The organism is Aurantibacillus circumpalustris (assembly GCF_029625215.1).
Lineage (GTDB): Bacteria > Bacteroidota > Bacteroidia > B-17B0 > Aurantibacillaceae > Aurantibacillus > Aurantibacillus circumpalustris.
Map to the genome: position 1 here is coordinate 4,133,516 of NZ_CP121197.1, position 21,471 is coordinate 4,154,986.

At 33.8% G+C, this 21,471-nt stretch carries 17 protein-coding genes; 5 read left to right on the plus strand and 12 right to left on the minus strand.

The features are described 5' to 3' along the window. Window positions 1-8 precede the first annotated feature (8 nt). The gene (locus tag P2086_RS17145) at window positions 9-2,108 is read left to right on the plus strand and encodes a T9SS type A sorting domain-containing protein (protein WP_317897986.1); all 2,100 of its coding nucleotides are present in this window, start codon (window positions 9-11) and stop codon (window positions 2,106-2,108) included. Window positions 2,109-2,208: 100 nt separating this feature from the next. On the opposite strand, the gene P2086_RS17150 is transcribed toward P2086_RS17145, so the two are convergent. Continuing rightward, the gene (locus P2086_RS17150; protein ID WP_317897987.1) at window positions 2,209-2,640 is read right to left on the minus strand and encodes a DoxX family protein; all 432 of its coding nucleotides are present in this window, start codon (window positions 2,638-2,640) and stop codon (window positions 2,209-2,211) included. Between the two features lie 129 nt (window positions 2,641-2,769). Between P2086_RS17150 and P2086_RS17155 the strand changes: the two genes are divergently transcribed. From P2086_RS17155 to P2086_RS17165, 3 genes are all read left to right on the plus strand, one after another. Then, window positions 2,770-3,162 (plus strand): winged helix-turn-helix transcriptional regulator, encoded by a 393-nt coding sequence (locus P2086_RS17155; protein WP_317897988.1) that lies wholly within the window; start codon window positions 2,770-2,772, stop codon window positions 3,160-3,162. Beyond that, a complete protein-coding gene (locus tag P2086_RS17160; RefSeq protein WP_317897989.1) occupies window positions 3,159-4,193 on the plus strand; it encodes an LLM class flavin-dependent oxidoreductase in 1,035 nt (344 codons plus the stop codon). Before P2086_RS17155 ends, P2086_RS17160 begins: the two co-directional genes overlap by 4 nt. A gap of 127 nt (window positions 4,194-4,320) precedes the next feature. Further along, a complete protein-coding gene (locus P2086_RS17165) occupies window positions 4,321-5,028 on the plus strand; it encodes a DsbA family oxidoreductase (RefSeq protein WP_317897990.1) in 708 nt (235 codons plus the stop codon). Between the two features lie 96 nt (window positions 5,029-5,124). Here P2086_RS17165 and P2086_RS17170 read toward each other — a convergent pair whose 3' ends face one another. The 11 genes from P2086_RS17170 to P2086_RS17220 form a co-directional block, all read right to left on the minus strand. After that, complete coding sequence (locus P2086_RS17170) at window positions 5,125-5,406, minus strand: HU family DNA-binding protein (protein WP_317897991.1); 282 nt, start codon at window positions 5,404-5,406, stop codon at window positions 5,125-5,127. A gap of 208 nt (window positions 5,407-5,614) precedes the next feature. After that, entirely contained in the window at window positions 5,615-8,209 is a 2,595-nt protein-coding gene (locus tag P2086_RS17175) for a DUF2341 domain-containing protein (RefSeq protein ID WP_317897992.1), read from the minus strand. Window positions 8,210-8,263: 54 nt separating this feature from the next. Next, on the minus strand, window positions 8,264-8,755 hold the full coding sequence (locus tag P2086_RS17180) for a hypothetical protein (protein WP_317897993.1): 492 nt from the start codon (window positions 8,753-8,755) through the stop codon (window positions 8,264-8,266). A gap of 19 nt (window positions 8,756-8,774) precedes the next feature. Then, window positions 8,775-9,083 carry a hypothetical protein gene (locus tag P2086_RS17185; RefSeq protein ID WP_317897994.1) on the minus strand — a complete coding sequence of 103 codons (309 nt, stop codon included), beginning with the start codon at window positions 9,081-9,083 and terminating at the stop codon, window positions 8,775-8,777. A 221-nt stretch (window positions 9,084-9,304) separates the two neighbouring features. Then, on the minus strand, window positions 9,305-10,210 hold the full coding sequence (locus P2086_RS17190) for a hypothetical protein (RefSeq protein WP_317897995.1): 906 nt from the start codon (window positions 10,208-10,210) through the stop codon (window positions 9,305-9,307). A 150-nt stretch (window positions 10,211-10,360) separates the two neighbouring features. Next, window positions 10,361-13,378 carry an ATP-binding cassette domain-containing protein gene (locus P2086_RS17195; protein WP_317897996.1) on the minus strand — a complete coding sequence of 1,006 codons (3,018 nt, stop codon included), beginning with the start codon at window positions 13,376-13,378 and terminating at the stop codon, window positions 10,361-10,363. Further along, window positions 13,375-14,448, minus strand: a complete 1,074-nt coding sequence (locus P2086_RS17200; RefSeq protein WP_317897997.1) for a DUF1987 domain-containing protein — start codon at window positions 14,446-14,448, stop codon at window positions 13,375-13,377. Before P2086_RS17200 ends, P2086_RS17195 begins: the two co-directional genes overlap by 4 nt. A gap of 2 nt (window positions 14,449-14,450) precedes the next feature. After that, complete coding sequence (locus P2086_RS17205; protein ID WP_317897998.1) at window positions 14,451-14,828, minus strand: DUF1987 domain-containing protein; 378 nt, start codon at window positions 14,826-14,828, stop codon at window positions 14,451-14,453. 32 nt (window positions 14,829-14,860) lie between these two features. Then, window positions 14,861-15,403 carry a SiaB family protein kinase gene (locus P2086_RS17210; protein WP_317897999.1) on the minus strand — a complete coding sequence of 181 codons (543 nt, stop codon included), beginning with the start codon at window positions 15,401-15,403 and terminating at the stop codon, window positions 14,861-14,863. Continuing rightward, window positions 15,387-15,947, minus strand: coding sequence for a DUF6272 family protein (locus P2086_RS17215; RefSeq protein WP_317898000.1), 561 nt, complete (start codon window positions 15,945-15,947; stop codon window positions 15,387-15,389). Before P2086_RS17215 ends, P2086_RS17210 begins: the two co-directional genes overlap by 17 nt. Before the next feature lie 2 nt (window positions 15,948-15,949). After that, window positions 15,950-16,936, minus strand: a complete 987-nt coding sequence (locus P2086_RS17220; protein ID WP_317898001.1) for a PP2C family protein-serine/threonine phosphatase — start codon at window positions 16,934-16,936, stop codon at window positions 15,950-15,952. 179 nt (window positions 16,937-17,115) lie between these two features. On the opposite strand from P2086_RS17220, the gene P2086_RS17225 reads away from it, so the two are divergent. Further along, window positions 17,116-21,471, plus strand: coding sequence for a PAS domain-containing hybrid sensor histidine kinase/response regulator (locus tag P2086_RS17225; RefSeq protein WP_317898002.1), 4,356 nt, complete (start codon window positions 17,116-17,118; stop codon window positions 21,469-21,471).

Genomic DNA, 21,471 nt, shown 5'->3' on the forward strand with positions numbered 1-21,471 from the left:
ACATACACATGAAAACCAATAAATCAAAAAAAACAAGTTTATTCTACGCGCTTTGCTTCGCGTTTGCTGGCATAACGCAGGCTCAGAATTACACCTGGATGAAAGGCTCTAATACGGTTGATCAATCTGGACTTTACGGCACATTAGGCGTGCCAGCTTCAACAAACAATCCTGGATCACGCGATGGAGCTTGCCAATGGAAAGACGCTTCAGGAAATTTCTGGCTCTTCGGCGGATATGGATATGACGCAGCTGGAAATTATGACATCCTTAATGACCTTTGGAAGTATACACTTTCAACCAATCAATGGACTTGGATTGGCGGTGACTCTATTGTTTTTCAAGACGGAGTTTACGGAACAATGGGAGTTCCCTCTTCAATAAATAAACCCGGTTCGCGCTCTGGAGCAGTAACCTGGACAGATTTGTCTGGCAACTTATGGATGTTTGGCGGATATGCCGTGGATGCTTTTTCAAGCGATGCTGAAATGAACGATTTATGGAAATATAATATTACAACCAATCAATGGACTTGGACGAAAGGAAGTAACGCAATTTCACAATTAGCAACCTTTGGATCAATAGGTGTGGCAGCAAATAGTAATGTACCAGGATCTGCGATTGGCTGCACTTCATGGACTGACGCTTCAGGCAATTTATGGCTATTTGGAGGAATAGGAAATGATGCGACCACCTTCGGCAACTTAAATGATTTATGGAAATACAACATTACTTCGAACCAATGGACCTGGGTAAAAGGAAGTGGTATAATTGATCAAAATGGCGTTTACGGTACAGTCTCAGTACCTTCCATCTCTAACTTACCTGGCGGCAGATTTATTGCTAACAGCTGGGCAGATGCTGCGGGAAACCTTTGGCTGTTTGGTGGCAGCGGTTTTGACGTAAGTTCATCATCTGCTGATTTCTTAAATGATCTTTGGAAATATTCTATTACTACAAACCAATGGACCTGGGTAAAAGGAAGCAATATTATTTCTCAAGGCGGGACTTATGGTACACTTGGAGTAGGAGCTCCAACTAACGTTCCAGGAGCAAGAATTGGTTCGCTATCTTGGAAACAACCTAATGGTGACTTTTATCTATTTGGCGGAATTGGTTATTATACACCTAGCAACTTTGATAATATGAATGATCTTTGGAAATATTCTTCACTAACAAATGAATGGACATGGATAAAAGGTAGTAATAATACTGCTGTAAACGGAACTTATGGTACACAAGGTATATCGGCTCCGGCTAATACACCAGGAGCAAGAGGTTCAGGCTCTTCGTGGGTTGATAATTCAGGTAATCTCTGGTCATTTGGAGGTTCAGGGATTGACGCAACAGCTCAATCATTTGGCGAATTAAATGATTTGTGGAAGTTTTCAATATGTACTTCACCTAATTTAACAATAACTGCTCTTCAACCAACCATTTGTGCTGGTGTTACCACATCACTTAGTGTAAGTGGCGCAAATACTTATACTTGGAACACTTTACAAAACTCAAGTGTTATTGCCGTTGCGCCCACCATTAATACTACCTATACTGTAATAGGAACCTTTACCAACACAGGATGCAGCAATTCACTATTCTTTACACAGGAGGTTTATCCTATAAAAACAATCAGTGTTACGTCTAATCGCGGCGCAAATGTCTGTAAAGGTGAATCAGGTAATTATACCGCAACCGGAGCAACAACATATACCTGGAGTAATGGCAACACCGGTCCTGTTGCAACCGTTTCGTTTTCAAACATAGGATTGGCTACTTATACTTGCACATATACTGACTCAAATGGTTGTGTGAACACGTCAACGGTAAATAAAAATGTAAATGCTTGCACGAACATCGACGACACGAAAAATTCAGTGTTGTTGACTTCTGTTTATCCAAATCCAAGCAACGGAGTATTTAATATCTCAACTCCACATTTTGAAGGAGCTCAGTTAATGATATTTAACGCAGTTGGACAAAAGGTAATTGAGCAAACATTGGTTTCTGAAAAAACTGAAATAGAAAGCACTTTACAAAAAGGCATTTATATTTATCAGGTTATTCAAAACAACAAAAGAATAGGCAACGGAAAACTGATTATCGAATAAATTAAATTGATTAAAATTAAAAAAGCAGGTTTTTATAGCCTGCTTTTTTTATGGAAGAAAGATTCTATAAAAATGAGTCACAAAAATTTGTTTACCGAAATTATGTTGTCGCAAGATTCTGAACTGACGCTTTTGCATTCATTTTCAGATTAAAAAAATAAGAAGCAGTCAATAAAATCAAAAATACTAGTGGTGCAGCAAAAGGGGTGCTAGTTGCCACATGCGTCCATACAGCACCAATCAATACAAAAGTAAATCCGGCATAAGCCCATTCTTTTAATTTAGGAAACCAAGGATTTACGAGAGCGATAGCCCCAAGTAATTTAGCCAAGCCAAGAATAGTGACAAAATAAACAGGGTAACCTGCTTTACTAAAATTCTCCATTAACTCAGGCGCTTTGGTGAGATACATAAAACTGCTCATTAAAAATCCCAATGCTACAAGACCAGTTATGGTCCAATAGATGATTTTAGTTACTTTGTTTGATTTACTGTTGGTTGCAGCATTTAGTGCATTAATTTCTGTTTTCATATGTTTTAATTTTGGACAAAGCTACAGCATCTGATTCCTTAATTAGACCTACTATACTAAAGGATACCGGTATCCTTTTGGAAACCACTATTAAAAAGATACCAAGTTTAGTGTATATTTGTAAAAGAAATGGAAACACACGATAAACGAAAATGTCCACAACATTTATCTTCGGAACAATGTTCACGCATGTTACTGCCTGTGAACGATGCCCTTGATATTTTACACGGCAAATGGAAAATACCTATTATCATCTCCTTAACATTTGGAAAAAAACGATTTAAACAAATTCAAAGGGAGTTACCTGGCATTACGCCGAAAATGCTTTCTAAAGAATTAAAAGAATTGGAGATAAATCAACTGGCGGAAAGACACGTATACGATACAGTTCCTGTTAGTGTAGAATACGAATTAACGCCATATGGTAAAACATTAAGGCCTTTAATTGGAGAATTGCATGAATGGGGCGCAAAACATCGCAAAAAAATTATTTCGGGAAGTAAGAAAGTGCAGAAAAAATGATGACAAAACTTAAATTAGGAATACTCGATCAATCAATAGTACATTACGGAAAGACTGCTAAAAATGCCTTAGACGAAACCATAGCAACCGTGAAGCTTGCAGAAGAATTAGGGTACAGTCGTTTTTGGGTTTCAGAACATCACAATTCTACTTTTATTGCAGGATCGGCACCAGAAATTTTAATGGTTAAATTGGCTTCTGAAACCAAACACATTCGTATTGGTTCTGGTGGCGTGATGCTGCCAAATCACAGCACTTTAAAAGTAGCCGAAAATTTTCGTCTACTAGAAACGCTTTTTCCTGGAAGAATAGATTTAGGAATGGGTCGTGCTCCAGGCGGAGATAAAATTAGTGCTTCTCTTCTAAATCCTTCCAATACTTTTAGTGAAGAAAGTTATTTAAAACAGTTAGATAATTTGCAACGATTTTTTAGCGACTCTGCTGCAACGTTATACGGTCCCTTAATTGCAGTTCCAAAAGCAGAAACCACTCCTGAACAATGGATTTTAAGTTCGAGTGGTGGCAGCGCAGCCATCGCAGCTAAGTTTGGACTAGGATTAGCAGTAGCCCGTTTTATTAATGGTTTTGCAGCTCCTGAAATTGCCGCCAATTACCGCAAAAATTTCAAACCATCTAAACACCTCACTGAACCAAAAGTACTTCTCGCTATTTCTGTATTGTGTGCAGATACCGAAGAAAAGTCTCTTCAAATGCGCAAATACATTGATTATGTTTTACTGCAATTCGAACGTGGAAAATTTGATGGTTTTGGAACGCCAGATGAAATTGCTAAACATAGTTTTTCGATGGAAGAATTAGAAAGAATAAAAAATCATAAAGGACGTATTGTATCAGGAACTAAAGAACAAGTAAAAGATCAACTACTTAAATTAGCAGATGAATTTAAGGTGGATGAGATTATGGTAACTGTAATGGCTAACAATTCTCAAGACCGCAAACGTTCTTTTGAATTATTAGCAGATGCTTTTGATTTAGCAAAACAAAATTTAGCTCACACTGAAAAAGCGTAAACATTAAAACATGAAACCAAAAAAGCGATCTACCCCACTCTTCTGTATCCTTTTCATAGGTTTTTTTTTAAGTAGTGTAGATAGCTTCTCACAAAAAAAGAATAACACAGTTTTAAAAAAGGAAAAAATGAAAGTAGAAATCTGGTCTGACGTAATGTGTCCATTTTGTTATATAGGCAAACGTAAATTTGAAGCGGCACTTAATGAGTTTGACAATAAAGAAAATATAGAGATAGTTTGGAAAAGTTTCCAATTAAATTCAGAACTTAAAACTGATCCTAGTAAAAATACAGTGCAGCATTTAGCAGAAACTAAAGGCTGGACAATGGAATATACACGCAATACTATTAAGTATGTAACTGACATGGCAAGTTCGGTTGGCTTAAACTATAATTTTGATAAGGCTGTTGTTGCCAATTCGTTTGACGCACACCGTTTTATTCAATACGCCAAGACAAAAAACAAAGGCGACGCTGCTGAAGAGGCTTTATTCAAAGCATACTTCACAGAAGGTAAAAACACCGCAGACCACGCGGTGCTCATTCAGCTAGGAACGGAAATTGGTTTGGATGGCGATGCTATAAAAACAATTCTTAAAGGAACAGACTTTTCTGAAGAAGTAAAAAAAGACATTGCTGAGTCACAACAAATTGGTGTGAACGGCGTTCCCTTTTTTGTGGTTGACCGTAAATATGCCGTATCGGGAGCACAGGATTCAAAAGTGTTTTTAGAAACCTTGACCAAAGCGTGGAAAGAACATGCAAAGTCTAATCCGAATGCAATTAAGAAATCTGCTGACGGAACGGTTTGCACGCCAGAAGGGGATTGTAAATAAAATAACGAAGATTCTCCATTAAGTACATAAAGAAATGGAACAAAAAAAAGCGCTAATTTCTTAGCGCTTTTTTTATAAAATTTTCTATGCAGAAAATTATTTTCCTTTATTTACAGCAGTTGCTAAATCAGCACCAGCTTTAAATTTTACTACTTTTTTAGCAGCAATTTTAATCGCTTTTCCTGTTTGAGGATTACGACCCATACGTGCAGCACGTTTTGCTACTGAGAAAGCACCAAAACCTACTAAACCAACACGATCACCTTTTTTTAAAGATTTTTCGATCGCTGCGATTGTTGCAGCTAATGCACGACCTGCGTCAGCTTTTGTAAGCTTTGAACCAGATGCGATAGCATCAACTAATTCTTCTTTGTTCATTTTTTTATTTTTTAAGGTTAAACAATTATTGTGCTGCAAACATAAGCTGCCTTAACGTGTTAAACAAGACCTATGCCAAAAAAAAGTCCTGTTTTGTTGATAACCCCTCACTTTTTTAATAAATAATTCGTTTTCGGTCTGTCTACAGAAGGTTTCAAGGGGAAACCCTGTTTTAAAAATTAAAAGCTGAGTTCTAAAGAAACATTTTCTAATGTTCTGCTTGCACTATAACTCTGTTAGAACATACCAAAGTTTTACCTGAAAAAATCTGGACAAAATAGTATCCTGATTTTAAATTAATTGGCATTTTTATTGCTGAGTTTTCTGGGTTTAGATAAAATTCGAATTCTTGACAAAGTCTTCCCAAATTATCCACTATTTTAATTTGACATTCTCCATTATAGGCTAATGAATTTAAATCAAAATTAAGTTCAGTAATTACAGGGTTGGGAAACAAGGTTACTTTTCCATCTTTCTTTTTTCCGCAGGCGACACTAATTAATTTATATCGTTTCTCCGTCCCATCAAAATCAACCTGACTAATACTGTAGTAGCTTATTTCGTTAGAATAAACTTTATCTAAGAATGTGTACTCCTTCTCTGAACGACTATTACCAGCCCCTACAATATTTTTTACATTTTGCCATTCCAAACCATCTTTACTTTTTTGTAATTTAAAAAAGTCGTTATTAGATTCGCTTTGGGTCGTCCATTTTATTTCAACCCCTTCATCTCCACAACTAGCTGAAAAATTACTTAACTCAACAGGCAAGGGATTTACACCACCTAATTTAGAGGCAAATGTAAACGGACTAAAAGCGGTAATTACAGCATTTGAAAGCACATTTCCTGATCCTGTGCCAGAGCAGCTAGAACCACCAACGGTTGTACCCGCGCGTTCATCCCAAGAAGCACCATTCCACCGAGCAATAGTTAAATCAGGGCAGTTGTTTATTACACTTGCAGAAGCATCTTCCCAATACAACGCCAGTTTAGCGTTACCAGCACCAACTATTCTATCCACTTGCCAATATTCCATTTTACTAACATTGTTTAAAGGAGCATTAACAGTAGTTGAGTTTGCGTAAGGCGTATCAAAATATTCTGCTCTAAAAGTTGAAGATGCCGAGATGCTGGTTACTGAAGCTCTTCGCCATTTATTATTTTTACCTATTGGAAAGATAAAATCTGTAGTACCAACTTTAGACATTGGTCCAGAAACAAAACTACTTGACGAACCACTACTCGAAGTCGCGGATGTACCTAATGCTAGAATATTTGTTGCACTTGTGTAAACTATTCCTGAAGTAAGAACAAGACTACCTGCAACACCAACACTGTTATTTAACACAACCGAGGGTGAAGAGAATGTATTGTTGATTGTAAGATTATTAAGATTGTATGTGCCCGAGCCTGATAAATTTTGAACTTGAATATTTGATGAGGTACTGTTTAAAACAAGATTCCCTGTACTTCCATTTATAACGCCACAGTTCATTACATCGGATGCTATTGAAAGTGTGCGGTTTGATAAAGACAAAGTAGCACCACTGCGTATCATTACAGAATTTAGCTGCAAATTTGCATTTAAAATTGGATCAAAAGTACCAGAAGAAATTATTATATCAGTAGAGGCAGCAGGTGCAGAGCCTCCTGACCAATTACCCCCTGTTGACCAAACCGTACTTGATCCACCGAGCCATTCTTTTGGTTCAGATGAAATTGTATAAAACGTTCCTGGCCCTGGTGAGTTTTGATTGTTGTATTCTGTTGCAATCCAACCTGCAGAACGAATAACATTTGAAAGTCTTAATTCATCTAACCTACCGTCTAAAAATGCCGTTGAGGCAAATGGTTCTCTACCTATTTTCATTGTCCCCGGAGAACTCCAGCAGGAAGCTGTAGTTGAGTAGTTCCTATCCAAAGATCCATTCAAATAGGTATTAATAAAATCGCCTGGATCTGAATATTGCCCTACAATATAGTGCCAAGTATTATTTGTTATAGGAGTACCACCAGAAGCTGAACGACTTAAGGAGGGACTATTTGAACTATTCCTTATTTCAAATTCAATTTTGTTATCTGTATACACACCAAACTTCCAGCCTCCATTAACGTTATCTTCATTTCCGGCTATTTTTTGATCAATACCAATTGTGCTTGGTCGTAGCCATGCAGATACCGTTAAATCGCTAAATAAATTATATGCTGAATTGTATGGGCTAACATCAATGTATTGACTAGAACCACTTTGAAAACGTCTGGCCGTTCCAAACTTTGCGGTAGCATTATTTGACGTACTATAATTTGTACCATTCATCCATGTTAAAGCCGTTGAGTTATTTACGTCGTTATCAAAATGCCAAACGCCAACAAACCCATTACTCCAGGTATTTGTTGTTGACTGATCGGTTGTAACAGCTGAATTACCATAGTACATATAAATATCTGTGTCAATAGATACTGACAGTAAAGGTATTTTCACCCAGCAATCTAAACTACCGTTAGTACTTGTATAACTTGTGAGTTCGTGATTTAAGACTGTAACACCGTCGCTTGAAGTAAAAATAATGTCGTAACCATTAGCGCTTTGAACGTGTCCACCAGAACTGGTAACTCTTAAATTGTTATCATTTGTAATGCTAATTATTACAGGAAAATCAATTAAATCAGTAGTTCCAGAAACTTGAGAAGAATTGAATGTAATTCGTTTACGGTATTTGTAAGAACATGTTGCTTGTGCTGTAAAATCACTTACAGCAATAAATAAAATTGAAAAAAAAAGAAAATATTTGGTTTTCATATTCTGAAACTGAATTGTAGGCAGAGACGTACTTTTTTATCCTATCTTTTATGTCTACCCCTTAACAACATAGTATTTAAAACTTGTAGTTCGCAAGCTGTAAAGGGTGTAGTCATTACTAGTTTCTTTCTTATTATTAGAATTTCCATCTGAATGACTCAATTGTCCTTTACCTTTATATACAAAATTATCGATCCTTAATTCCCATTTTGAAATTTCCTTGAATATGGAATAGAGTTCATCTACCATGTTTTTTTCAGGATGTTTTTTTAGATCTTCAAGAAGTTTATTGATTGAAAAATTAATTGTATCCTTTTTAACAATAAATTTTAAAGCTTCAATATTGTGGTACTCCACTTCTTCTGGAAGACTAATTGCTTTTTCCTTCAGTATTGAATAATATCTACCGTTGGCTTTTACAAAGGCGTAAACCGGTACTTCTGTTTTACTTACTTCTTTTGTATTCACATAAACTTTTAGGAGCGGGTTTTGCGCAACAATAGAATTTGCTATGATTAAAAGACTTATAATTGTTATTCTTATCATGATTGTATATTAATTGAGATTAATCATTAACTAAAGAAGAAAAAATACCTAAGGCACAACCTTCTTCACCATCTAAAAAACTAAACGAAAGGCAATAATTTCCAGTTGTTTTGCATTCGAATTCCAATTCATTGTAGAATTTTTTAAATGTGGAATTATATGTTGACCCTAACATAAATTCCTGCTTTTCGTTGTTATAAATAGTCAGTATTGGTTGTCCTTCATAATCTTTGTTTCTAACTGCAAAAAACTTATACCGAACACCCCTATTTAAAGTGATTACTTGTTTTTTATATTCAATTGAAGCGCTTCCCTTTTTTTTCTTCATGTAAAAAGGAAATTCTTGCAAAAGAGTAAATTTTTTTAACTGGTCTACTGCTAAGGCCGTCATTTGTGAATTACTGCAATCGCCCTTTTTTAAACTATAAAAAGCTGAGCAAGTTATGAATACACAGAGCAAAGTGCAGACAAAGACAAGACTTTTGGATCTTATTACTAATTTCATTTTAATAATTTTTCAATGATTAAATAGAAAGCAATCTACTTTCTTTATTTATAAACTATGAAAATTGAATTTCTTAATTTTGTTATTTCTTTATCAATGGCGTCCATATCAGCTTTTGTCATTTCAATTACCGATTCAGAACCGTCTTCAATAACTAATTCGCCATTTACTTCTTTTGTAATTGGTTCCTTATAAACATAAGATATTTTCACGTTAGCATAAACGTCTTTTAACCCCTTTAATTTTTCTTTCAGTTCACGGTAATAAGCTACTTTATCAATTTTATTAAGAATGGCATAAATGTTATTGATAATTATTTTTTGTTCACCTATTCTTTTTGTAATCTCAGGTGAAGGATTGTGACGTGCAATGTTGTTAAACATGTGAAGTCCCTCTACCCAAGAGCCGACAAGAATAAGTACACTAAGATCACCTCTTTCTTTACTTCTCAAATACTCGTCAATGTGATTGAAATTTTCGGTAGAAATTCGAATTAATGAATCTACATTATTTCTGTTTTTAGCAAGGTTATTCAATGTTGAGAAATCAAGAAACTGATTCACTTTTAATTCTTTGGAAATAGTATTCACGCTCTCCAAATACTCCACCACATAAAGCATTTTATTATTAAGGTTAATATAACCCAAATCCACACCGTAACCTCCCAAAGCCAATGCTTGAGCATATTTATTAGGAAAGTTTACAGCATTTTGTGCAGGAATTAATAATGTTTTATCAAAACTGCTTTTCGCTTGCGTGATTAAATTAGCAGTCTCAATTGGTGATGGCAATGTCTGCATCATTTCATCCAAAACGTCTCTTGATATAGAAACATTTTGAGTATTTTCAATAGGCTGATTCATTAACGCAGCTTCCAGATCTGCTTTGTTAGAATCGCCACAACTCATAAGTATAACAGCAGATAATAGGATTGTAATTGTTTTTTTCATTTTTATTAGTTTTGTTTTATTCTATTCGTAATAGGGCCCTTTGACTCATTTTTTTCACAGTTCACTACCATTACCATTACTTTGCAAAAATAGAGCCCGCGGTCCGTTTTATTTATTAAGGTTATATTTAATTTTTATAAGGTTTTTCCATTAGTTTAGTTTATTAAAAATCCGTTTGAATACGTCAAAATAGAGGATTAGGAATAAAAGGACATTTATAAACCAAATAACAAAAAGGTTAAAGTAATAGGTTGGTACCAAAGAGTTAAACAAATATTTAGATGCTGAAAGGAAATGTGTCTTAGTACCAACAAATGTGTTCTCAGAGCTTGGTTCTTGAAAAATCGGATCAACTATTTGCACAAGGGAGTTGTTTTCAATAACAATTTTTTCTTTCTCCAAACTCCCTGTAACTATCTCATCCAAACTATTATTAAAATACTTCAATTTTAATTTTTCGAACTCCGATTCGCCTCCTAATTCAGCAATTTGTTTAGCATTTGCTATCTCCTTAATTTCAGACGCATGATTGAACATTTCACTGTAGAACACATTTAAAGCCTGCAAATAATTTAATACTGACTCGTTATTGATAAAATCGGGAAGTTTGTTTTTATAACCGAGTTTCGATGATTCAACTAAATCCTTCTCTAATTCAGATTTAATAAGTTGAGTCCGTTGATCAAAATTTTCTTTTAATTCCTTACTTCTTTCCTTTACAATCTCTTCTAATTTTGGTATTAAATAAACCAATTTGTAATTAAACTTACTTTCTAATTTGGAATAGATAAATCTTTCCTTATTGTAAGGTGTATTAACATACATATCTACCGCCAACGCCTCATACGCCCACCTCGATACCATTACGTTTGCAATTCCTGGAACTTTATGTCCTCCACCAAAAAGACTGCTCAATTTGGAGTAACTAAACATAGCACCTCCTAAAATTAATTGAGGAATAATGATTAGAGGAATAATGATATAAATTGTAACTGGACTATTAAAAGTTGAAGAGAGAATGAGACCAAGTATGTTTGAAAAACAAAAAACAGAAAACAGAACAAAGAAAAAACTAAAATAGTTTACATAGATCTGTAGAATCACATTACCAATTATAACAAACAAAATAGACTGTATAGCTGAAATAGCAAATAATAATATTACTTTGGATGAGAGGTACGAAAGTCTGCTTAAGTGCAAAAACTTTTCACGTTTAAGTATTTTCTGATCTTTGTATATTTCTTCTGCACTAATTGTTAATCCCACTAAAAGCGCAACAATAATAGACATGAAAAAATAAGACGGGATATTGGTATTATGAAAATACGTGTAACCCTCAGATTTGGTTTTATCAATAAAACGAATGATTAAGCTTAAAAACATAACCAAAACGGGCACTTCAATTAAATTAATTAAGATGTATTGTTTGTTTGATAGCTTCGAAAATAAGTCGCGGAGAAAAAAATACTTAGTTTGAACAAAACGATTCGGAACACTAAATGTGCTTTGTAGTTTTGTTAACACCGGTTTTACCTCTATTTTACTTAAAAATTTCTCTTTGTAATATTCGTAAAACTTTAGTGGCTCTATCTTTCTCTTGGCAGTATAATTACCATATTCATCAATTTCCTTTAGTTCAATTAAATTAAAAATCGTTTCAGGATTCACACTTCCACAAGCGTAACACTCCCCTACTTCACTATTGATTTGGTTGGTCACCTTTTTAAAATACATAACACCCTCAATCGGATTTCCGTAATATGAAGGGTATCCGCCAGTGTCTAGTATTAATATTTTATCAAACATTTTAAAAATATCTGATGAAGGCTGATGAATTACAACAAAAATCAGTTTACCTCTGAACGTAAGTTCTTTCAATAAGTCCATTACATTCTCTGAATCTCTTGATGATAAACCTGAAGTAGGCTCATCTAAGAATAATACATGAGGCTCACGAATAAGTTCTAAGGCAATGTTCAAACGCTTACGTTGACCACCACTGATCTTTTTATTAAGCGGGCTCCCAACTTTAATGCCTTTAATTTCTTCTAGGCCCAATGAGATAAGCGTCTTACTTATTTTTTGATTAAGTTCTTCTTCATTTAAATCCTTAAAACATAATTTAGCGTTATAAAATAAATTTTCATAAACCGTTAAATCCTCAATTAACAAATCGTCTTGAGGAACAAAACCAATAGCACCTTTTAAATCATTAGATCCAGAATTTAAATCAACCCCATTGATTTCTATTTTACCATTCGAAGGCTTGTCTTGACCCGAAAGCAATGTTAACAAAGTAGTCTTACCTGAACCACTCGCTCCCATTATACCAACTAAATTGGCAGATGTTTCGGCAATCTTTAGTTCATTTAGAGCTTTTTTTCCATTTGGAAATTTATGCTCGATAATATGTGCATCGAATGAAAAAGCTTCACCTGAAAGGTCTTCGGTAAATTTTGAAATTATATTTGAGTAATAGATCGTTGTTTGTGGCAAACGTAATGTACTACCATGAGGAAATAAATAAATATTTTCCGGTTTAATAACAACACCATTTAAAAACAACTCTACATTACCATGGTATTTTAAAATAACAATGTTAATGCTTTGAATATAAATAAACTTACAATTACCACTGTAATTTTGAAAAGGAAGATAGTGCTTACAATTACAGCTATTTTTGAATTCTTCTTCTCCAATAACAATTTCATTTTCGTTAGTTTCATCTTTAGGTTCAAATACAAAATTTTTAATGTCCAGAAATTCCTGTTTTTCAATTTTAAAAACATCTGCCACAGTTTCAACTATCTGAACTCTATTTGTTGATTTTTGTGAGTCGTTTTTAAAGAACTCCAATAAACGTATGAGTACAATTGTTTTTTGTTTTTGTGCTAAAGTCTTGTTGATTTTTTTACAAATAGCCAGTGTACGCACTGAATCCTTCATAGAAGTACGTGCTTTATCTTTAGCATCAGCACTTGGAGATTCTGTTTTAACGTCACCTAAAAAATCATTGTACAACACCATGTATTCGCTAACACGGTCGATACTTAGTTGTGAAGACAAAAAGTCACCCACAAATTTTTCATGATCATCCAATAAAACACCGTCTTGCTTAGCGATGATGGCAAATAATTGCATCAACGCTTTTAAAATTTCTTCGCTCATACCAACTCTTCTACCCCATCAGAAATTATACAATATTCAAATCCTTTTTTGTAGATACCACCCAAATGCTCACCAAATTCGCGCATATCCGTATCTTCAGGGTCAAAATACCAAAAGATTTTAGGGCCCTTCCCTTCTTTTGCCATTGCGTCGCATTTACGACATAATTGAACTAAAAACTTGGAAGTGTAGGTATTAAAATAATCCAAAATAATATAGATCTCCAGAGGCTTATCTCCCAGCTTTCTATGATTATCAAACCACTCAAGTATTGGTGTGAAAAAATTTGTTGGAGAAAAAGGTGAAGAAGATCCACTTATAATAACTTTACCATCTATTGGATCTAAAACAATTTTCGGCGTATTTGCAGTCGCGGCTAACTCAAAGTACTGATAAGGTTGATGACTTCTAACTGAATTGACTACTTCATCAAATGTATTATATCCGAAGTCATCCATAAAATAATTGCTTGCGTGAATTATATTTAATTCCATATTTAAAGTTTCTTCGATAAAATGATAAGGGTTTTTACATTTAACAAATGTTTTAGATAGGAATAAATCGAAATTTTTGAAATATTTTAAATAAACTACTTCATTGTTTCTGTTTGCCGCATACATAACATTCGCTCCCAAATATTTGGTCGAATTTGTTTTTCTATTATTTGTAAAATAAACTGCATTCTTTTTATCTGTAAATGCTTCCTGGTTCAGAAAAAACTCAGTCAGTTGGATTCTATCCTCACTATCAATGATAAGTGCGGTTTGTAAAGCATCGATTTTTTTCTCAAACTCAGCGTCCATTTTTCCAAAACAATCATTAAAATATTGATGAAAAAGTAATGTGAAAATATAAAACCCTGAAATCGGATTATTAGTTTCAACATCATTTATATTTACTGTTTTTCCGTTTGAATGTTTGCCGGAAAGAACAGAGATAATTTGCATTATCTCTTTATTATTTATAAATGTTTTTCCTAGGAAAAGTTCACCACTATTAGAAACACTCCTTTCGGGTCTGCGCAGATCGCCAACAAAGGCTGAAACGTTGGTGCGAATTTGAGTTTTCATTTTTAACAAGCAATTAAATTGAATGGAATCTCAACTAATTCTTTGTACTCTTCTCCTGCTTCCAACATGTCGTCATCTGATTCAAAATAATACCATTCGATATTAATTTGAGAATTTTTAGACTCCATCATGTCTTCTAGTTTCATAAGAATATCTAAAATAATTTTTGAAGACGCAGTATTAAAATATTCCAATTTAAATTTAAAGCTTGTTGTTGGTGTTGTTTCTTCCGAAAAGGCTTCTAGCCATTCAAAAACTGGTTTGTAGAAAGTGGTTACGTCCTCTGGTAAAGAGCGTCCTGAGATTATAAATTCATTAGTTTCTCCATTAAAAGTGATTTCCGGAGTGTCTTCTGTTGCTGTAATGTTAAGTAATTGCATGATAAATTGTTTTACGGGGTTTTAAATTATTTTTAGTTGTTACTGATTTTGCTGTGTAGAATAAAAAAAGAAAGGTTTGCATCTGATACATAAAATTTATAGTCAAGTCTGTTTCCAGATTTTCTCACCATGTCTATAAATCCAAGACCGGCACCGCCAACTTCACTAATTATACTGTTTAAACGGGCCGTCTTGTAATGTTCTTTTAATTCTTCTTTATTAAGTGTATTTATAAAGTCTATTTTATCTTTTACGACGGAAATTTTTTCGTTACGGATAAAATTACCTGTTACTACATTATAGGAAGTCTCATCTTTTCCAATCATTAAAAATGGATTTTGATTGTTTTCTGAACTTACCATTTGATGCTTACTGATGTTTTGCAAACCTTCAACCATAACGTTGAATAACTTACGGCGCAATCCTTCTTCTATATTTTCTTGAATGAGTTTTTTCTCTGTCATAGAAATTACCGATTTAATCATTGCTTGATCAAAAAGTCCCTGATAAATAAGAATAATCTTATTCTCAGACATGGTTTTGTAGATATCGTATATATTAATTGTAGATTCCATCAGTAAGTTTTAAATTGGATATGGTTGTTTTGAATGATAAAAATGTGCTGTGCTCATCAATCTGAATTAATTCATAATTGATTTTTTCTTTTGTTTTCTTCGAAATATCAAGTAAACTCATTAGTAATGGATTTTGATTTACCAATTCTTTGGTAACTAATTCGCTATAAAACTTGGTTTTTACTTCTTCTGTTTCAAGGCTATTCACAATGTTTAATAACTCTTGTATTTTAGAAGTTTCAGAAGATTTCATGGAAGTTCCAAGATGCACGGTATATTGATCGTTGTTCTTACCAATCAAAAAGATGTTATCACCTGCAAGATCATTACTTTGTTCAATACGCGATAAATTTTGCGCGCATTCAATCATAAAATGAAAAATCTTTTTCTTAATACTTCCATCAATCTCCAAACTGGAAAGCTTTTTATCGGTAATGTTTAAAAGCGAAAGCAATAAGCTTTGATTAAAACTTCCCATAATCGACATCACAAACTGTTGTGATACCATTCTATCGTAAATGTTTTTTGTTAAATCTATATTCATTGTTAAAAATTTAGTCCCATAATTAAAATGTCATCAACTTGTTTATTGGTGCCCTTCCACTCGTTGAGATAAGTATATAAGGTTGATTTAAAATCTTGCATCGACAGGCTTGCATTTTGCTCCATAAATGTTTTTAAATTGCGTGTCATTAGTTTCCTTTTTTCTGGACCTCCAGTTTGATCAGGTAATCCATCTGTAAATAAAAATATGGAATCACCTTTTTGGTAAGTAATCGTATGATCGGTAAAAGAGTTTAAGCCTTTATAATGCATTCCACCAATAGGAAATTTATCCCCACCAATTACTTCAACACTTCCATTTCTTAAAAAGAAAAGCGGACGGTGAGCCCCACTAAAAGTAACTTCACCTTTTTTCTTGTCAATGCAACAAAGCCCAATGTCCATGCCATCGTTAGAATTTCCGTCAGAAGAATCTTGTTTTAATGTTTTTACAACCGATTCGTGTAAACGTCTTAGTATTACTGATGGTTTTAATAGTTTACCGTCATTCGTAATATCATTTAATAATAAATTACCAATCATCGACATCATTGCACCTGGAACTCCATGCCCTGTGCAATCAACTGCTGCCAAATACAAAAAGTCGCCTGTTTCATATAACCATGGGAAATCTCCGCTAATCACATCTTTAGGAAGGTAAAGAATGAAGCTATTTGGATTATATGTTAACAGATCCTGTTCTGTAGGGTTAATTGCTAATTGAATTTTGCGTGAATAATTAATACTTTCTGTAATACGTTTATTTTGACTTTCTACAATTTGTCTTGTATTATTTAACTCGCCTAAGGTTTCAGTGAGCTTTTTTTTCATTTCTCTTTCACGCCAAGTAGCTGAAATCAAATGATTGTTAGTTTCTTCTAGTTCAGTAAAATATAATTTTAGACCGTTTAATTCGGTTTTTAAGCTCTCATTCTCTTTTTGGAGCAAATTGAACTGATCTGAGGGTATTTCTTGTATTTCCTTTTCCATAATTCTGGTTACAAAATTAGGTCAGCAATAGCCGGTGGCGCTAAGGGTTGTTTCTAAAAAAACTAAGGGTTTTATTTAGTGTAAAATAGGTGTTTCCAGTGATCTCAAAAGTCATTATTTACGTACCTTTGGTTCATTAAATAAAGCAGAATCAACCATTTAATTAATTAAAGAAGCGTATGCCCTCACCGAGCAAACTGAAAGAAAAACAGACACTCTTATTTGAGATTACATCAAAGTACATTGATTCGCACTTTGATGAAATCCCCTTGCAAAGCATGTGCGATGACATGCATAAACTTTCTGACGCATCCTATGCAATTTTAAATCTCATCTCTCCTTCGGAAACAAGTATCAAAACGCTTGCTATTTCTGGAATTAAAAAGAACATAAAAAAAGTAATAGACCATTTAGGTTTAAATTTAATTGGAAAGGAGTGGGATCTTCCACCAATTGAACTTGAGAAAATGAAGAATACCACCATTGTAAAGCTTGGTGAGTTAGAAGACACAAATACCTTTTTTAAGAAAAAATTTACCTCTCTTTTCAAGCACGCATTAAACATTGGTGATGTTTACCGAATTGGACTAAAAAACCAAGATAAAGTAATAGGCACTGTAGCTCTTATTATGGAGCGAAACGCTCAAGTTGAATACACTGAAATTATTGAACTGTATGCCAAACTACTAGGCAGTGTAATTTTCAGGATGGAAAAAGAAAAAGAACTAAACGAAGAAAAACTTAAACTCAAAATCGTTTCCGAAAACTCACCAAATCTTTTGCAACTTGTAACGAGAGACAGAAAAATACAATTCGTTAACAAAACAAACTTGTATAAAATTACCGATGTAGTTGGTAAGGATATTCTTGATTTTGTTCCAAGCACCTATCAAGTTAATTTTAAAAAATTATTATCCGAAGCATTTGAAAGCAAAAAAATCGTCAAAGGAAAAATGGTTGCCTGGGGAAAAGATAATCCAGAAACTCATTACGATCTGCAATTTATACCCTTAATTGTAAACAATGAGGTGACTTCTGTTTATATAATTTCGACTGATATTACCGAAAATGAAAATTTAATAGCTGAATTAAGCAATCAAAAAAACATCTTTGAACAGGCTGGCCATCTTACTAAATTTGGAAGTTGGGAGTTAGATTTAGAAACCAACACAATTATCACTAGTGAGGCGCTTGCTGATATCTACGGTATTAAAAGAGGTCGGAAATCTTCCTTTGAAGAAATTTTCGCCACCTTTTTAGCAGAAGACCGTGAAATTCTTACCAACAAAATGCTAAATGCCATTGATCTCGGTGAAGGTTTTTCTTACCAAGCCTTGCAAAATACCTACGATGGAAAGCAAAAATGGCTCAGTCACACATCTAAACCAAAATACGAAAACAATAAAATTGTGGGTCTTTATGGCACCACGCAAGATATCACGGAATTTAAAATATTAACGGATGCACAAATTGTAACTAGCAATCAACTTTCGCAATTTCAATTTGCACTTAACGAAGCCAGTATTATCTCTAAGACAGATGAAAATGAAGTAATCACCTTTGTAAACCGAAATTTTGAAACTATTAGCGGATTTACTTCTGATGAAATGATTGGAAAAACCCATCAACTAATTAATGCTAACTATCACCCTGACTCATTTTGGAATGACCGCTATAATATTATCACGAAAGGCAAAGTTTGGCGTAGTGAAATAAAGAACAGAGCAAAGGATGGTAGCTATTTTTGGACCGATACATTTGTAATTCCAATAAAAAATCCAGTCGGAGTAGTTGTTGAATATTTATTTATTCGTAATAATATCACCGAAAAAAAACAAAACGAATTTGAATTAACTCTTATTAAGAACCGATTAGACAATGTTCTTACTTCTATTGATGATGCTATCTGGTCCATTAGTTTATCTCAATCAGAAATGCTGTATTTAAATTCAGCAGGTGAAAAACTTTTCGGATATACTTTAAAAGAATTTAACACCAATAAAACTTTATGGCAAGATCTCTATCAGCCAGAAGACATTCAGCTAAGATATCTAAAACGCGCAGAGTTATTTGACAAGGGTTATTGCGAGTTTGAACAGAATTCAAGATTAGCAGATGGTAGGGATATTTTTTCTTACGTAAGGGTTTGGTTAATACGTGATAACAAAGGGAATCCTTCGAGAATAAATGGCGTTACTTCTGATATTACTGCGCGCAAAATGGCAGAAAGAGAATTAGAGAAAAACAATCGGCTCTATGAAAAATTAATTTATCAAATACCTGGACTCATTTTTCAGTTTCGAATGAAACCAGACGGTAGCTCCAATTTTATGTATTTAAGCCAAAAGTTTAAAACACTTCTTGGAATCGAAACGGATGGTCTTTTAGAAAATGCAGCAGAAGCATGGAGCAAAGTTCACAAGGATGATTATCAGAATATGCTACAAAGTTTTCAAGAATCTGCGCAAACACTTCAAAATTTAAATATTGAATTTAGAATTAACCATCCCGATCACCTAGTTCCTGTTTGGAGAGGAATTCAGGCTACTCCAGAACTACAATCTGATAATTCAATAATTTGGTACGGCTACATTTCGAGCATCGAATCTCAAAAAAATTATGAACTTAAATTATTAACAGCACAGAAAGAAGCTAAACACTCCAATGATTTTACCAAAAAAATAATACGGCAAATACCTGGAACCGTTTTTCAACTAAAAATTTCGAAAGAAGGCGACAGTGAATTTCTATTCTTAAGTGATTTGATAATGCCTTCATCTGAAAATCATTTCAGTGAAATGCCGCATCTAAGCAATATTTTTGATTTAATTCATCCTGAGGATAGAAACAGTCTGCTAATCATACTTGATAAATCAACACGCAATCTAATTCCTATTAATATGGAAATGCGTATGAAAACAAGATTCAGTGAAGAATACTCATGGAAATTACTTCAAGCAAGTCCTGAAAAAGACAATGAGGAGAATATCATTTTCTACGGTTATCTTGGCGAAATTGAAGAGATGAAGAAAGCTCAGTTAAAAACGATAGAAGCCAAAGAAGAAGCTGAGAGAGCCAACAAAGCCAAAACAGAATTTTTGGCAAACATGAGTCACGAAATACGTACACCAATGAATGCTGTACTTGGATTCTCTGAACTTTTAAAGGGCAATACCATTGGTCCAAAATACGAAGGCTATCTTGATGGTATTTTATCAGGCGGTAAAAATTTGCTTTCACTCATTGATGATATTTTAGACCTCTCCAAAATTGAGGCGGGTCAAATGAGCATTCAAAATGTTTTGGTAAATCTTGAAAAGCTTTGTGAAGAATTCAGACAGTTATTTAATCAAAAAGCTAAAGAAAAAAACATTGCATTTATTATTGATATTGAGAAAGATTTACCAAAAAACATTCTAATAGACGAAACACGCATTCGCCAAATTCTATTTAATTTGGTTGGTAACGCCTTTAAATTCACACATTCGGGCTCTGTAAGACTTTCTATTTTCATGCAAGAAAATGCATTAAATTCTTTATCACATTCCATTACCTTTAAAGTTACCGATACGGGTATTGGAATTCCAGAAAGTCAACACCAACTAATTTTTGACTCTTTTAAACAGCAAGATGGACAAAGCAATCGCAAATATGGTGGAACAGGTTTAGGTTTATCAATTACTAAAAGATTAGTAGATATGATGGACGGAACCATACATTTAGAGAGTAGTCCTGGCCAAGGTGCTTCTTTTTCAGTAACTATTCATAATCTAGAAGTAGATTTTGCTGATGAGAAGCAACAAATTGCAGAGCCAGCTCCATCTTTTCTTTATCGCTTCAATGGTCAAAAAATACTTTTGGTTGAAGATGTAGAATCTAATAGAGAAATAATAAAAGGTTTTTTAGAGCCTTTAAATCTTGAGATAAATTTTGTTGAAAATGGACAAGATGCCATAAATAGCTTAAAGAAAAGTCAACCAGACTTAATCCTCATGGATATGATGATGCCAATTATGGACGGCTACACGGCGGTGAAAGTAATACGTGGCAATTCCCAGTATGATAAAATTCCAATCATTGCAATTACCGCTTCTGCCTTAAAACAAAGTGAACTTGAAATTAGAGAATTATGCAACGATTACTTAAGAAAGCCCATAAATAAAAATGATTTACTTTTAGTTTTAAGTAATTATTTAGCACACAAAGTTTATAAAGATAAAGCAGATTCACAGTCAAATTTTTCGTCCTCAAAATTTGATACTTCATCTTTTTCAAAAGAATTTAGAAAAGGACTGAGCTTGAATTTTTCAGACTCATGGCAGAAAGTTTCAACACTCATGAGTATTGATGACATAATTAAATTTGCCAACCAACTAAATATATATGCAGGTAACCATCAAAATAAAGATCTTATAAACTATTGTGAGATCCTTCTTGTCTACGCAGAAAACTTCGATATTGACAAAATGAATGCGCAATTTTTCGATTTCGGAAGATTTCTAAATGAAACAGCTGATAATATAGATTCGCATTAG

Excerpts from the sequence above, each read along its gene's own strand:
- P2086_RS17145 (WP_317897986.1), top strand. The coding sequence starts at position 9 with ATGAAAACCAATAAATCAAAAAAAACAAGTTTATTCTACGCGCTTTGC.
- P2086_RS17150 (WP_317897987.1), bottom strand. The coding sequence starts at position 2,640 with ATGAAAACAGAAATTAATGCACTAAATGCTGCAACCAACAGTAAATCA.
- P2086_RS17155 (WP_317897988.1), top strand. The coding sequence starts at position 2,770 with ATGGAAACACACGATAAACGAAAATGTCCACAACATTTATCTTCGGAA.
- P2086_RS17160 (WP_317897989.1), top strand. The coding sequence starts at position 3,159 with ATGATGACAAAACTTAAATTAGGAATACTCGATCAATCAATAGTACAT.
- P2086_RS17165 (WP_317897990.1), top strand. The coding sequence starts at position 4,321 with ATGAAAGTAGAAATCTGGTCTGACGTAATGTGTCCATTTTGTTATATA.
- P2086_RS17170 (WP_317897991.1), bottom strand. The coding sequence starts at position 5,406 with ATGAACAAAGAAGAATTAGTTGATGCTATCGCATCTGGTTCAAAGCTT.
- P2086_RS17175 (WP_317897992.1), bottom strand. The coding sequence starts at position 8,209 with ATGAAAACCAAATATTTTCTTTTTTTTTCAATTTTATTTATTGCTGTA.
- P2086_RS17180 (WP_317897993.1), bottom strand. The coding sequence starts at position 8,755 with ATGATAAGAATAACAATTATAAGTCTTTTAATCATAGCAAATTCTATT.
- P2086_RS17185 (WP_317897994.1), bottom strand. The coding sequence starts at position 9,083 with ATGAAGAAAAAAAAGGGAAGCGCTTCAATTGAATATAAAAAACAAGTA.
- P2086_RS17190 (WP_317897995.1), bottom strand. The coding sequence starts at position 10,210 with ATGAAAAAAACAATTACAATCCTATTATCTGCTGTTATACTTATGAGT.
- P2086_RS17195 (WP_317897996.1), bottom strand. The coding sequence starts at position 13,378 with ATGAGCGAAGAAATTTTAAAAGCGTTGATGCAATTATTTGCCATCATC.
- P2086_RS17200 (WP_317897997.1), bottom strand. The coding sequence starts at position 14,448 with ATGAAAACTCAAATTCGCACCAACGTTTCAGCCTTTGTTGGCGATCTG.
- P2086_RS17205 (WP_317897998.1), bottom strand. The coding sequence starts at position 14,828 with ATGCAATTACTTAACATTACAGCAACAGAAGACACTCCGGAAATCACT.
- P2086_RS17210 (WP_317897999.1), bottom strand. The coding sequence starts at position 15,403 with ATGGAATCTACAATTAATATATACGATATCTACAAAACCATGTCTGAG.
- P2086_RS17215 (WP_317898000.1), bottom strand. The coding sequence starts at position 15,947 with ATGAATATAGATTTAACAAAAAACATTTACGATAGAATGGTATCACAA.
- P2086_RS17220 (WP_317898001.1), bottom strand. The coding sequence starts at position 16,936 with ATGGAAAAGGAAATACAAGAAATACCCTCAGATCAGTTCAATTTGCTC.
- P2086_RS17225 (WP_317898002.1), top strand. The coding sequence starts at position 17,116 with ATGCCCTCACCGAGCAAACTGAAAGAAAAACAGACACTCTTATTTGAG.